Origin of the sequence: Mammaliicoccus sp. G-M28 (genome assembly GCF_022386595.1) — a bacterium.
GTDB lineage: Bacteria > Bacillota > Bacilli > Staphylococcales > Staphylococcaceae > Mammaliicoccus > Mammaliicoccus fleurettii.
In genome coordinates this window covers 66223-80980 of the sequence record NZ_JAJNIF010000006.1, presented here as the reverse complement: position 1 = coordinate 80980, position 14758 = coordinate 66223, and the positions used below count along the sequence as shown (strand labels likewise).

Sequence of the window (14758 nt, the reverse complement as noted above, 5' to 3'; positions counted from 1 at the left end):
ACCCTTTGATTATTATTTCATTTGTGTATAATGGTCAACGTGCAACTTTAAAAAATATAAAAAATAAAGGAGCGGGAATATGTTTATTTTAGGACAAATTGACGCTAGTGCTGGAGTTGCTTCAGGCTGGCAGACTTACTTCATGATTATAGTCTACTTTGTAGTTTTATTAGCAATTGGTTATTATGCTTATAAACAATCAACAAGCAATTTAGATGAGTACATGCTAGGTGGCCGTAGTATAGGTCCTTATGTAACAGCATTATCCGCTGGTGCATCCGATATGAGTGGTTGGATGATTATGGGACTTCCAGGTGAAGTTTACAACATTGGATTATCAGCAACTTGGTTAGCAATCGGTTTAACAGTAGGTGCATGGTTAAATTACATATTAGTAGCGCCGAAATTACGTGTCTATACTGAACATACTGGAAATGCAATTACAATTCCAGATTTCTTTGAGAAACGTGTCGCAGATGATACACATGTATTAAAAATTATTTCAGGGATTATTATCGTAGTATTCTTTACGTTGTATACCTCAGTAGGTATGGTTTCTGGTGGTACTTTATTCGAAAGTGCTTTCGGAGTTGACTACAGACTAGGTATTATCATAACGGGTGGTATAGTTGTATTATATACTTTCTTTGGAGGATATTTAGCTGTTTCACTTACAGACTTCTTCCAAGGTGTGATTATGTTAATAGCAATGGTAATGGTACCTATTGCGGCATTATTAACATTAAATGGTTTAGACACTTTTAATACAGTGGCAGAAGTTAAACCATCAAACTTAGATTTATTTAAAGGTACTTCAGCTATTAGTATTATTGGTCTTATTGCATGGGGACTTGGTTATTTTGGACAACCACATATTATAGTAAGATTTATGTCAATTAAATCTCACAAATTACTACCTCAAGCTAGACGTTTTGGTATAGGTTGGATGGCTATTTCATTAATTGGTGCATGTTTAGTAGGTTTAACAGGTATTGCTTACATTCATGAAACAAGTCATACAATCGATAATCCAGAAACAATATTTATTTTAATGAGTCAAGTATTGTTCCATCCATTAGTTGGTGGATTCTTCTTAGCAGCTATTTTAGCAGCTATTATGAGTACAATATCTTCACAATTATTAGTAACATCAAGTGCTTTAACACAAGACTTCTACAGAATCATAACTAAAAAGCGTGGTCTTGAAGCAGACCGTGATAAAGAGTTTGTTTTGATAGGTAGATTTGCAGTATTATTAGTTGCAATTATAGCTATATTACTTGCATGGACACCAAACGACACAATCTTAAACCTTGTAGGTAATGCTTGGGCAGGATTTGGTGCTGCATTTGGTCCACTTGTATTAATGTCATTATATTGGAAAGGTTTAACTAAGAACGGCGCTATTGCAGGTATGGTTACTTCTTCTATCGTTGTATTATTCTGGATTATGATGAAGAGTCATGGCGGCATATTCGAACTATATGAAATCATTCCAGGTTTCTTTACGAACGTCGTTGTTACAGTAATAGTAAGTTCATTTACTAAAAAACCAACAAAAGAAGTTATTGATAGTTTAGATCATATGAATCGTGTTTTAAAAGAAGACTAATTAAACAAAAAGCTCTGAACACCCTATTAAGGGTTGTTCAGAGCTTTTTTGTTATAGATAAATATTTTTATAAATCAAATTTCTGTTCTAATCACTATTTATAAATATGAATTTGTGGTTCATCATCGTCTTTATCTTTTGTAATTAAAGCTTGTGGTTCTTCCCCATCAACAATTGATATTTCAATATCATCTACACCTTTGAAATATTTTTGAGATAAATCAGCTACATATTGAGTTACCCCTATTACTTCAGCTTTTCCATAATAATCAAGTGGAATTTTCACTTCAAGTTCAGTAAGTTTGTCATCATCAAACTTACCAGTACCAACTGATTGTGTGAAATTCGGGAAGTACTTTTGTAAGTCTTGATTAAACTGTTCAAAATTAGTATTTAAATTTTTGTCTAAGTTTGATGCTTCAGAAGATGGGAGTGTAACATTTTTTTGATTAATTTTTTCCCAACTTTTTACTGTTCTTTTACCGCCTTCACTAGATGCATGGGCAACAAATTTTCCAGGTTTAATATCACCTTCACCTGATTGAATGAAGATAGCAAAATTAATAGGAACATTTTTAAGATCATCTCTTACACGTAAGCGAGATAATATTTCTTCAGCCATCTCTTTACCTTTTTTCTGAACTTCTTTATTATCTAAGTTTTTAGTATAAGTTTCACCATAATCTTCTTTTTGATAAACATATTCACTATTCATTGCTAAACCAATTGTCATTCCAGATATTTTTTGTTTTTTAGCATCACTTTCTGTGAAATAGTCTTGTTCGATTATATGAGATAAGTATGTAGGTGAGTTATCTGCTATTTTTTCAGGATCTGTTTCTCCATCATGCGTTGGATTGAGTCCTAGGTTTTCTTTAGCTTTACTTTGCTCTTTTTCTTCATCACTCATATCCTTAATTTCTGCTTTAGTATATTTAGGTGCTAAATACGCACTTACTGTATCTTTATCTAAAAACTGTCCATCTCTATATAGGTAATCATCTGGTGAAAATGTTTGTTTACTTATATCTAACAAACCACTTTCGAATGCTTCACTGTTATAACTTGAAATCATGTTGTCTTGTGTTAATCCTCTAGCAGCACTGACTTTGAATGGTAATAAAGTACGGTAATAATCGCTAGAAATTTGCATTCCTGTAGATATTTGTTTTGTTTGCTCTTTTTCTTTATCAGATTTTTCTTGATCTGCTTTTTGAGTAGTATCTGATGAACATGCTGAAAGCAATATTACAGACGCTAAAATAAGAAACCCTTTTTTCATATCTTTAACCTCTATTCATTGATATTACGATATTTGTTTAACCAATCTTCTTCTGACCAAACTTCGATATTTAATTTTTCAGCTTTTTCTAGTTTGGAACCTGCATCTTCACCAGCAATAACAACATCTGTATTTTTTGTTACACTTCCTGTTACTTTTGCACCAAGTGATTGGATTACTTTTGTAGCTTCTGGTCTTGACATCTCTGCCATTTTACCAGTTAACACAAATGTTTTTCCACTAAAATCAGGATGACCTTCTATTTCAGATTGTTTTGTACCTGTATAAGACATATTAACATTTTTCTTTTTTAGCTTGTCTATTAATACTTTAATATCTTCATTTTCCATATAAGTAACAAGTGATTGAGCCATCTTATGCCCTACATCAGGTATTAATGTTAAATCATCAATTGTCACTTCAAATAATCGATCAATTGATTCATATTTTTCAGATATAATTCTACTAGCTTTTGTTCCAAGGTGTCTAACACCTAATCCGAACAATAAATGTTCTAAAGACTTTTCTTTTGATGCTTCGATTGCAGTCAATAAATTATGAACTTTTTTCTCACCCATACGTTCTAAAGGTAACAAATCTTCTGCTGTTAAGTAATATAAATCAGCAACATCTTTAATTTTATCATTTTGATAAAGTTGTTCTATTATTTTATCACCTAGACCATCAATATTCATTGCTTGTCTAGAAACAAAGTGAATCATACCTTCAACAAGTTGTGCAGGACATTTAGGATTTATACATCTTAACGCAACTTCTCCTTCAATTCTGACTAACTCATGTTCACAGCTAGGACAGTGCGTTGGCATATGGTAAACTTCACTATCGTCAGTTCTATCTTCAGCAATGCTTCTAACAACTTCAGGTATTATATCTCCAGCTTTTTTGATAATAACTTTATCACCTATACGAATATCTTTTTCGTGTATTAAGTCTTCATTATGTAAAGATGCTCTTGATACAGTTGTCCCTGCTACTTTAACAGGTTCTAGTATTGCTGTAGGTGTTACGACACCAGTTCTTCCAATACTAAGCTCAATATCTTTTAAAGTTGTTAACACTTCTTCAGCTGGGAATTTATATGCAATTGCCCATCTCGGAGACTTTTGTGTAAAGCCCAGTTCTTCTTGCTGACTGAGATCATCTACTTTTATGACTATACCATCAATATCGTAGGACAGCTGATTTCTTTGTTCCGTCCATTTACTAATAAAAGATAAGACCCCATCAATATCATCAAAAGTTTCTCTTTCTTTATTCGTTTTGAATCCTAATTCGTCTAAATTATTCAATGCTTCAGATTGACTAGCCGCTTCTATTTCTGTTAAATCATTTACACTATATAGAAATATATCAAGTTTTCTTTTTGCGGTTAATTTAGAATCGAGCTGTCTTAAAGAACCTGCAGCTGCATTTCTAGGATTGGCAAAAAGTTGTTCACCATTTTGCTCTTTAATTTCATTTAAAGACATAAATGACTTTCTAGGCATAAATGCTTCACCACGAACTTCTATAGATAGTGGTTCTTTAATTGTTAAAGGGATTGCATGTATTGTTTTTAAGTTTTCGGTTATATTTTCACCTGTTGTGCCATCACCTCGTGTTAAGCCTTGCACAAAGCGTCCGTTAACATACTTTAGTGAAACTGCAAGCCCATCAATTTTCAATTCACAAGTGTATTTAACATGATTTACTTTTTCTTTAACTCGTTGGTCAAACTTTTTTAAGTCTTCCTCATTAAAAGCATTCCCTAAAGACAACATAGGCGTGTCGTGATTAATTTTTTCAAATTGAGATAACGGTGGTCCACCAACTCTAACAGTTGGTGAATCAGCCGTCTTTAATTCAGGATGCTGTTCTTCTATAGAAATTAATTCATTTAATAACTTATCGTATTCACTATCAGGTACTGTTGGGTTATCTAATACATGATATTCGCGATTATAACGATGTAACAGTTGATGAAGTTCTTCAACTCTTGTTTTTAATTCATCCATAGTTTACTCTCCCTTTTTCTCAATTGGTGCAAATTGAGCTAATAAACGTTTTGGTCCTTCTTTTTTGAATATAATATCCAATTCAACTGAACCATTTTTATCATTTACAGCACTGACCATACCTTCTCCCCATGATTTATGAGTAACTTTATCACCAACATTCCATGAAGTTTCTGGTTTTTGTTGCGTATTCATACGTCCTGCAAATCCACGTTTCGGTACAGAAGTCTGTTTTGTTTTAAATGAAGTTTTCGGCTTAACACCATCCAGTAAATCTTCTGGAATTTCTTTTAAGAATCTAGATTTCATATTAGCTTGAGATCTACCAAATAATGTACGCGTTGTGGCGTGAGATAAATGAAGCTCTTGTTCAGCACGTGTTATAGCAACATATGCGATTCTTCGCTCTTCTTCCATTTCATGTTCTTCGCCAGATTGTAAACTTCTAAAGTGTGGAAAAATACTTTCTTCCATACCAATTATAAAGACAACTTTAAATTCTAATCCTTTTGCAGAGTGCATTGTCATCAATGTAACGCCCGCTTCTAGATCAGCATTATCAACATCTGCAACTAATGATAAATCTGTTAAGAAATTCATAAGTGATTGTTCTTCTATAGGTGTATTTTTCTCATAGTCTCTAGGAACTGATAAGAATTCATCAATATTTTCAAGTCTACTTTGAGATTCAATCGTTTGTTCATTTTCAAGCATACGTCTATATCCAGATTTATCTAATATTTGTTCAACAAGTTCAGTAATAGATAAAAACTCTTGCTGTTGCATTAAGTTATTCATCATCTCATAAAAATCAGCACCTTCTTGAGTGACCTTTTTAGATAATCCTATAAAATCAACTTCACCTAAAGCATCAAAGTAACTCAAGTTATTCATAGCTGCATATTGTGCGATTTTTTGAACAGATGTTGGACCTACACCACGTTTAGGTGTATTAATAATTCTTTCAAAACTTATATCATCATTACTGTTTGAAACTAATCTTAAATAACTAAGTATGTCTTTAATTTCTTTACGATCATAGAATTTCGTTCCGCCAACCATTGTATAAGGAATATTTGATTTCAAGAATGTTTCTTCAAGTACACGAGATTGAGCATTCGTTCTATATAATATAGCTATATCTTGATTATTATAGCCTTCTCGTTTTTTCTTTAAGATTTCACGAATAACGTATTCCGCTTCGTCTCTTTCAGTTGTAGCTTCATAATATTTAATTTTTTCACCTGATGTATTATCTGTCCATAAAGCTTTTGGTTTACGCTCTGAATTATTACGTATTACTTCATTAGCAGCTGTTAAAATCGTTTTTGTAGACCTGTAATTGCGTTCTAAAAAGATTGTTTGTGCTTTTGGATAATCTTCTTCAAACGATAAAATATTTTTAATATCCGCGCCTCTCCAACCATAAATAGATTGGTCAGAGTCACCCACTACACAAATATTTTGAAATTTACTTGCTAATAAATTAACAAGTGTATACTGCGCTTTGTTTGTATCTTGATATTCATCCACATGAATATATTGGAATTTATTTTGATAAAATTCTAATACTTCAGGTACACGATCAAACAGTTGAATCGTCATCATAATTAAATCATCAAAATCCAACGCATGATTTCTCAATAATTTATTTTGATATCCTTTATATACACGTGCAACCATCATTGCATAGAAATCATTTGCTTCTTTTTCTGCATCTTCGGCAGTCTTTAATTCATTTTTGAGGTTTGATATTGCTCCAATAAATGTTCTAGGTTCATACTTTTTACTATCAATGTTTTCCTTTTTCAAAATTTCTTTTATAACAGATTTTTGGTCAGTAGGATCAATAATAGTAAAGTTTCTTTCAATTCCTATACGATCAATGTCGCGTCTTAAGATTCTTACACACATTGAGTGGAATGTTGAAATCCAAATGCTTTCAGCTTCAGGTCCAACTAAATGACTAATTCTTTCTTTCATCTCTTTAGCTGCTTTATTTGTAAATGTAATAGCCAACACATTGTAAGGATTAACTTCTTTTTCATCTAATAAATATGCGATTCTATGTGTTAACACTCTTGTCTTACCACTACCAGCACCTGCCATAATAAGTAATGGGCCTTGAGTTGTTTGGACTGCTTGTTTTTGTTCGTCATTCATTCTATCTAACAATGCGTTCATAAAAACCTTCCTTTATTGTTTTACTTTTACTGTTTGTAAAGCTTTTTTCAAATCTTTATATATAATATTGCCAACAACGATTGTATCAGCAAATTCAGCCATCTCTTTAGCTTTTTCTTTATTGTTAATGCCGCCACCATATATTAACTGAGCATTTTCTAAATGTTCTTTCACTTCTTTCACTTCATCGACATTTCCATATTTCCCACTATATTCTAAATAAAATATTGGCATGTGATATAACTTGTCGACCATTCTTGCATAACTTATCAAATCTTCAATATCCAATTGAGTTCTAGCTTCTGTCAGTTTAGCAACTTTACTATCCTCATTCATGACGACATAAGCTTCAAGAAATATTTCATCAAAGTCCATCATGTAACCATATTTCTTTATTGCTTGTTGAAGTATACCATTGTGGTAATCAACTTTATTACTATTTAATACACTCGGTACAAAATAAAAATCAAAACCAGGTACAACACTTTCAATATTAGAAATTTCTAAAGCACATGGTAATGGATAGCGTCTAACTCGACTCATAAGATTTAATACATTATCTTCTGTAACATTATCTGTACCACCAATTATAATGGCGTCAGTACCAGATTCACATACCATCATTAAATCCTCATCTGTAATGGATTTAGCAGGATCTAATTTAAACACATGTTTCCATAACTTTATATCGTACATAGTTAAACTCCTTTAAATATCATAAGATTAATTATAGCATTTTTACCTTTAAATTCCGAAACTAAATAGGTTGATTCACATAAAAAAAGAAGCGAACTTTTCGCTTCTTACATACCATAATTATAGTATTCTTCTAATGTTGTATTTTGCTTATTTATTTCATTTGCTAAATCTTTACCTACATATCTTAAATGCCAAGGTTCATATTGATAACCTGTAATGTTCTCTTTACCATTAGGATATCTCACGATAAAACCATATTTATGTGCATGCTCTTTAATCCATTTTCCTTCGTTTGTATTACCAAAAGATTTTCTAAAATCATCAGTCGCTTTATTAGATCCCACATCAAATGCTAATCCAGTTTGATGTTCTGATTTACCTGGTTTCGCGCTATATTGATTTGCTGCTTTTTCTCCATCTCTTGCTACATAATCATTATATAACTGTTCTTGTTCTTCATATGAACGGTATCCACTTCTAAAAACAACATCTAATCCATCATTTCTAGCATCTTGAATCAGTTGGTTCAATTGAGTTCTTGCAGTTCTATTTTCACCTGGTGCGTAATCACTAGGTAAGTCTACTTTCTTATTTGCGAAAACATGACCATCAACATAAGTTATGCCATCTTTCTTCTTAATATTAGGTTGCTCATTTTTTTGATTATTTTTGTTATTTTGACCATTAGATTGTTCTTCTGTAGATGATTTATCTTCTGTATTTGAATGATTGCTTGAATCACTATTTACGCCACATGCACTTAACACTATAGAAGATATTCCAACGATTAAAAATAGTTTCTTCATGTGTAACGCTCCTTAATTTACTGAATTTAATTATTATATTACTATTTTAATAATTAATCAAAATAAATAAGCATATCGTACGATTTTGTTCGTGCATGTTTGCCTACCTTTTTATACAATCTTACGATTTTGTTCGTGCATGCTTGCCTACCTTTTTATACAATCTTACGATTTTGTTCGTGCATGCTTGCCTAGGGGTATGGTTCGAGCCTGTAGTCTCTCACTCATACTATTCCCTCAGGCGTCAGCACTTTACAAAATCGTTGAGAATATTCATTTTTATTCAAAAATAAGAGCAGAAATTCATTATTAAAATTGAATTTCTGCTCTTTTTAAAGTTTTAGGATATTTATGTCTTAAGCTTCATTTTGTATTCAAATCTGCTTTTATAGATACTCTTATCAGCAGTTTTACCTAGTACTGCTTTTAACACTACCCTTATCAGCAGTTTTGCCTAGTACTGCTTTTAACGCTACCCTTATCAGCAGTTTTGCCTAGTACTGCTTTTAACACACCTCTTATCAGCAATTTTGCCTAGTACTGCTTTTAACGCACCTCTTATCAGCAATTTTGCCTAGAACTGCTTTTAACACTACTCTTATCAGCAGTTTTACCTAGTACTGCTTTTAACACTACCCTTATCAGCAGTTTTGCCTAGTACTGCTTTTAACACTACCCTTATCAGCAGTTTTGCCTAGTACTGCTTTTAACGCACCTCTTATCAGCAATTTTGCCTAGTACTGCTTTTAACGCACCTCTTATCAGCGGTTTTGCCTAGAAATGCTTTTAACGCTACCCTTATCAGCAGTTTTGCCTAGAACTGCTTTTAACACTAACCTTATCTGCCCGCGGAAAGCATGCGCATAAAAAAATGCCAACAAAGTCTATTACTTTGCTGGCATTCTGATAATAGCTCTATGAGCTACCAAAATGATTATTATAAATTTCTAGGACATTTATATCCCAATCTCAAAAAATATTCTTACTATTTATTTTTCAAAATCAATATTCATTCTTTCAAGTATCATCGTGTATGCATCATTACCCCATTGTAAAGATCTTTTAACTCGAGAAATAGTCGCAGTTGATGCACCAGATTCTTTCTCGATATGTGCATATGTGAATCCTTGTTTGATCATTTTCGCAACTTGTAATCGTTGTGATAATGACTGTAATTCATTGACAGTACATAAATCATCAAAAAATTGATAACATTCTTCTCTAGTCTCTAGCGTTAGTACAGCATCAAATAGTTCGTCTAATGCTTTACCTCTTAATTTTTCGATTTGCAAAAAATCAACCCCTGTTTAATATAAGTTCATTAATTGCATTTTAACGCACTAACCTATTAAAGTACAGTATAAAGAATTTTATTCAATACCAGCTCTTCTAAATATAGTATCTACTTGATTTAAGTGATGCTTTTCATCGAAACATTCATCTAATTCAGTTTCATTTAACAAGTTCGTAATTTTCTCGTCTTGTTCTACTAGAGTTCTAAATGGTGTTTGTGTTTCCCATGATTCCATTGCTTTTGGCTGAACGATATCATAAGCCTCTTCTCTAACCATTCCTTTATTAATAAGTGTTAACATAACACGTTGTGAATAAATAAGTCCAAATGTCTTATCGATATTACGTTTCATATTTTCAGGATAAACAGTTAATCTATCAATGATATTAGTGAATCTATTTAAAGCGTAATCTAAAGCAATTGTAACATCTGGTAACATGATTCTTTCAGCTGATGAATGAGAGATATCTCTTTCATGCCATAATGGTACATTTTCATATGCAGTTGTAACATATCCTCTAATAACACGAGCTAAACCTGTTACATTTTCAGATCCAATTGGATTACGTTTGTGCGGCATTGCTGATGATCCTTTTTGACCTTTTGCAAATGCTTCTTCTACTTCACGTGTTTCAGTTTTTTGTAAACCACGTACTTCTACTGCAAATTTTTCAATAGAAGTTGCAATTAAGCCTAAAGTTGCAATGTAATAAGCATGGCGATCACGTTGTAGTGTTTGTGTAGAAACAGGTGCATAATCTAAGCCTAATTCTTTACATACATGCTCTTCAATTTCAGGTGGAATATTCGCAAAAGTACCAACTGCGCCACTCATTTTTCCTACTTCAATTTCTTCACGAACACGTTTGAATCTTTCTAAGTTACGTTTCATTTCTGTATACCAAAGTGCCATTTTTATACCAAATGTTGTTGGCTCAGCATGTACACCATGTGTTCTACCCATCATTAACGTTGTCTTATGTTCAATCGCTTTATTCTTTAAGACTTCTAAAAATCTTTCTATATCTTTTTCTATAATTTCATTAGCTTGTTTAATTACATAACTAAGCGCAGTGTCAACAACATCAGTTGACGTTAAACCATAATGTACCCACTTACGTTCTTCACCTAATGTTTCAGATACTTGTCTAGTAAACGCTACGACATCATGGCGCGTTTCTTGTTCAATTTCTTTAGCTCTATCAACGTCGACTTTAGCATTTTGTCTTATTAGTTTAACATCCTCAGCTGGAATATGTCCTAACTTGCTCCATGCTTCACACGCTAGTATTTCAACTTCTAACCATGCTTCAAAACGATTTTGTTCAGTCCAAATATTAGCCATTTCTTCTCTAGAATAACGTTCAATCATTGATAAATTCTCCTATCATTTTTTAGTCATTTACATTATAACAAACATTTTGTAACACGTACATTATTTATAAAATATCAAATAAAGTTCGTAATTAGATTGTTAAATCATTTATCTCTCTCATTATATATTGTAACAGTCGGATAATAAATTGAAAGTAGTTTCCCATTTATAATTTATATGTCCTTATAATCGCATCTTTGTTTTTTCATAAACAATAAAGACAATATGAAAATAAAACACCCTTGGAAGTTATATTTTTCGACTAACTTCCAAGGGTATTTTGATTTCAAACAATCATTTAATCATTCATTTTTTTGCCTACAAATTGTATTTCTTGTCTAAGTACTTCAATATCACCGTTCTTCTTTTCAATAAAGACAGGTTTTTCAAATCTTTTCACTGGTGTATAACCTTGTTCTTTCATTCTATTAAGACACATTTCTATCGTTTCATTTTCTTCAACTCTAAACTTCATCAGTATCATACGCCTTTAATTTTTTACTTCGTACACCTTTAACCCAGAAACCACCGTGGATGTTTTTAGGTTCATATGCAATAATAAAAGCTTTTGAATCTAACTGTTTTATTGTGTCCATTAATTTCAATTCAAATCTACGTGGTGTTAATATTTGCATTACAAGACGATCTCCATCTCTTCCTTTTGCAACATAATGTGTGACACCATACCCAAAGTCTCTCAACTTTCTAGGTAAATCTGTTTCATATTCTGCAGTTGTAACGTTCACAACGATATAACCTAATGCTATCTTTTCTTCTATCTTCATGCCTACAATAATACCCGTTGCAAATCCAAGTGCATAAGCTAATATATTCTGAATTTGGTCAAGACTATTTATTACTAAACCTAATCCGATAACATAAACGACTACTTCAAGTACACTCACAGCAGCGGCTATATATCGATATCCTTTTAGTGTTAAAATCGTTCTCATTGTTAAACAGGATACATATACTATATTAATTACAAATATAGAAAGTACCATTAGCCATGGATTATCTAATATAGCTGACATGCAAACCCTCCATTTATTAAAATACTGGAATTATTTTATCAATCAAACTTATGAAAGTCACGCATTATTTTGGCCAAGTATATCTTGTATAAGGCATTTCTCTTTTATGTGCATTTCTTACATAGTGATTCTGAATAATTTCTTGATCTTTTTCATTTATTTTTTTACCTTCTAAAAAGTCATCAATTACATCATAAGTTACTCCCAAAGCTTCTTCGTCTGGTAAAGCTGGTTTATCTTCTTCTAAATCGGCAGTAGGTACTTTATTAATTAAATGTTCTGGACCATCTAAATATTTTAAGATTGCTTTACCTTGTCTTTTATTCAAGCCAAATAAAGGAGCTATATCACAAGAACCATCACCAAACTTAGTGAAGAATCCAGTAATATTCTCAGCCGAATGATCAGTTCCTAGTACAATACCACTATGTGCTGAAGCAATTGAATATTGGACTTTCATGCGCTCTCTCGCTTTTTCATTTCCTTTTTGAAAATCTGTAAGTTCAACACCTGATTCTTTTAATGATTGAATACTTGCTTGAACTGCTGGTTTAATATTCACTGTTATACGTTTGCTTGGATTAATAAAATCTAAAGCATCTTGTGTATCTTGTTCATCAAACTGTTCACCATACGGCAATCTAACAGCGATAAATTGATATTGTTCATTTTCTTCAGCATTTAATTCTTCTACTGTTAACTGTGCTATTTTACCTAGCAATGTTGAATCTTGACCGCCTGAAATACCTAATACTAATGACTTCACAAAACTATGAGCTTTTATATAAGATTTCAAAAAATGTTTAATCTCTTCAAATTCACTATTAGGGTCTATTACTTTTTTTACATTCATTTCTTTAACTATGGTTGATTGCAAATCTCTCATTACTGTTCCACATCCTTAATAGATTCTGCAACTCTTTCTGCAACTTCAAATATTTTTTTATTCTTATTATCCCAACAAGCTTTACTTAAGTCTACAGGGTACTCTTCAGGATTTAAATAACGTTTATTTTCTTCCCATAATATCTCAAGGTTATCAAATGCAAATTGTTTTATATCATTAATTTCTGGCAATGAATAAACAAGTTTACCGTTTGTAAAAATATCGTGATGTAAATCAACAGCTTTAAAGTTTTTAATATATTTCATTTTATAAGTATGTACGGGATGGAACATTTTTAAACGTTCTTCTTTGTTTGGCTCTTCATGTTCTAAAGTTATATAATCTCCTTCAGATTTGTTCGTTAAAGTATTAATAACTCTATAGACATTTTTCTTACCAGGAACCGTAACTTTTTCTGCATTGTTAGAAATTTTAATACGATCTGAAAGTTCACCATTCTCATCTTCAATTGCCACAAGTTTGTATACAGCACCAAGAGCTGGTTGATCATATGCGGTAATAAGTTTAGTACCTACACCCCAAGCTGTAACTTTTGCTCCTTGTGCTTTTAAACTTGTGATTGTTTCTTCATCTAAGTCATTTGAAGCAAATATTTTTGCATCAGTGAATCCCGCTTCATCTAACATTCTTCTTGCTTCTTTAGATAAATACGCAATATCACCTGAGTCTAATCGAATACCTATAAAATTAATTTTATCGCCTAACTCTTTTGCTACTTTAATAGCGTTTGGTACACCGGATTTAAGTGTATGGAATGTATCTACGAGGAAAACACAATTTTTATGTCTTTCAGCATATTTTTTAAAAGCAATGTATTCATCATCATAAGTTTGTACCATTGAATGTGCATGTGTCCCTGAAATCGGAATACCAAATAATTTACCTGCTCTAACATTACTTGTTGAGTCAAATCCCCCAATGACCGCTGCTCTTGCACCCCATATAGCAGCATCCATTTCTTGTGCTCTTCTTGTACCAAATTCCATGACAATTTCATCACGTACCACTTGCTTAATTCTACTTGCTTTCGTAGCAATTAAAGTTTGAAAATTCACGATATTTAATAGCGCTGTTTCAACTAGTTGAGCTTGAATTAATGGTGCTTCAACTCTAAGGAGAGGTTCATTATTAAAACATAACTCCCCTTCTTTCATCGCTCTAATGTTACCTGTAAAACGTAAAGCTTTTAAATAATCTAAATAATCATCTTGATATCCAATTTCTCTCAAATATTCAATATCTGAATCTGTAAACTTGAAATTTTCAATAAATTGTACAATTCTCTCTAATCCACTAAAAATAGCATACCCACTATTAAATGGCATACTTCTAAAATATAGATCAAATATAGCTTTACGTTCATGAATCCCATCATTCCAATAAGTTTCGCCCATATTGATTTGATATAAATCCGTGTGTAACATTAAACTATCGTCTTCATATTTATACATTATTCAATACTCCTCAGGTTATATAATTTTATATTATTTTATCATACTTTCTAATTTAAATTTTAAAAAGTAACTTAAATATATCAACTCATTTATCTC

At 32.0% G+C, this 14758-nt stretch carries 12 protein-coding genes; 1 reads left to right on the top strand and 11 read right to left on the bottom strand.

Annotation, left to right across the window (positions count from 1 at the left end):
* Positions 1 to 79: 79 nt before the first annotated feature.
* On the top strand, positions 80 to 1612 hold the full coding sequence (gene putP, locus LQ609_RS07505) for a sodium/proline symporter PutP (RefSeq protein ID WP_275584147.1): 1533 nt from the start codon (positions 80 to 82) through the stop codon (positions 1610 to 1612).
* 94 nt (positions 1613 to 1706) lie between these two features.
* Here the strand turns inward: putP and LQ609_RS07500 are convergent, their stop codons facing one another.
* The 11 genes from LQ609_RS07500 to LQ609_RS07450 form a co-directional block, all read right to left on the bottom strand.
* Positions 1707 to 2894: a CamS family sex pheromone protein gene (locus LQ609_RS07500; RefSeq protein ID WP_078358240.1), complete on the bottom strand. Its 1188-nt coding sequence runs from the start codon at positions 2892 to 2894 to the stop codon at positions 1707 to 1709.
* Between the two features lie 11 nt (positions 2895 to 2905).
* Positions 2906 to 4909 carry an NAD-dependent DNA ligase LigA gene (gene ligA / locus LQ609_RS07495; protein WP_239734533.1) on the bottom strand — a complete coding sequence of 668 codons (2004 nt, stop codon included), beginning with the start codon at positions 4907 to 4909 and terminating at the stop codon, positions 2906 to 2908.
* Between the two features lie 3 nt (positions 4910 to 4912).
* Entirely contained in the window at positions 4913 to 7093 is a 2181-nt protein-coding gene (gene pcrA / locus LQ609_RS07490) for a DNA helicase PcrA (RefSeq protein WP_239734532.1), read from the bottom strand.
* A 12-nt stretch (positions 7094 to 7105) separates the two neighbouring features.
* A complete protein-coding gene (gene pcrB, locus LQ609_RS07485; protein ID WP_239734531.1) occupies positions 7106 to 7789 on the bottom strand; it encodes a heptaprenylglyceryl phosphate synthase in 684 nt (227 codons plus the stop codon).
* Between the two features lie 107 nt (positions 7790 to 7896).
* Complete coding sequence (locus LQ609_RS07480; RefSeq protein ID WP_078358230.1) at positions 7897 to 8598, bottom strand: M15 family metallopeptidase; 702 nt, start codon at positions 8596 to 8598, stop codon at positions 7897 to 7899.
* Positions 8599 to 9587: 989 nt separating this feature from the next.
* Complete coding sequence (locus LQ609_RS07475; RefSeq protein ID WP_078358228.1) at positions 9588 to 9890, bottom strand: YerC/YecD family TrpR-related protein; 303 nt, start codon at positions 9888 to 9890, stop codon at positions 9588 to 9590.
* A 78-nt stretch (positions 9891 to 9968) separates the two neighbouring features.
* Entirely contained in the window at positions 9969 to 11264 is a 1296-nt protein-coding gene (purB, locus tag LQ609_RS07470; RefSeq protein ID WP_078358226.1) for an adenylosuccinate lyase, read from the bottom strand.
* Positions 11265 to 11565: 301 nt separating this feature from the next.
* Positions 11566 to 11742 carry an NETI motif-containing protein gene (locus tag LQ609_RS07465; protein WP_078358225.1) on the bottom strand — a complete coding sequence of 59 codons (177 nt, stop codon included), beginning with the start codon at positions 11740 to 11742 and terminating at the stop codon, positions 11566 to 11568.
* A complete protein-coding gene (locus LQ609_RS07460; RefSeq protein ID WP_078358224.1) occupies positions 11732 to 12301 on the bottom strand; it encodes a DUF2179 domain-containing protein in 570 nt (189 codons plus the stop codon). The genes LQ609_RS07465 and LQ609_RS07460 overlap by 11 nt, the downstream gene beginning before the upstream one ends.
* 64 nt (positions 12302 to 12365) lie before the next feature.
* Positions 12366 to 13187, bottom strand: a complete 822-nt coding sequence (gene nadE, locus LQ609_RS07455) for an ammonia-dependent NAD(+) synthetase (RefSeq protein WP_078358222.1) — start codon at positions 13185 to 13187, stop codon at positions 12366 to 12368.
* Complete coding sequence (locus tag LQ609_RS07450) at positions 13187 to 14659, bottom strand: nicotinate phosphoribosyltransferase (RefSeq protein ID WP_078358220.1); 1473 nt, start codon at positions 14657 to 14659, stop codon at positions 13187 to 13189. Before LQ609_RS07450 ends, nadE begins: the two co-directional genes overlap by 1 nt.
* Positions 14660 to 14758 lie beyond the last annotated feature (99 nt).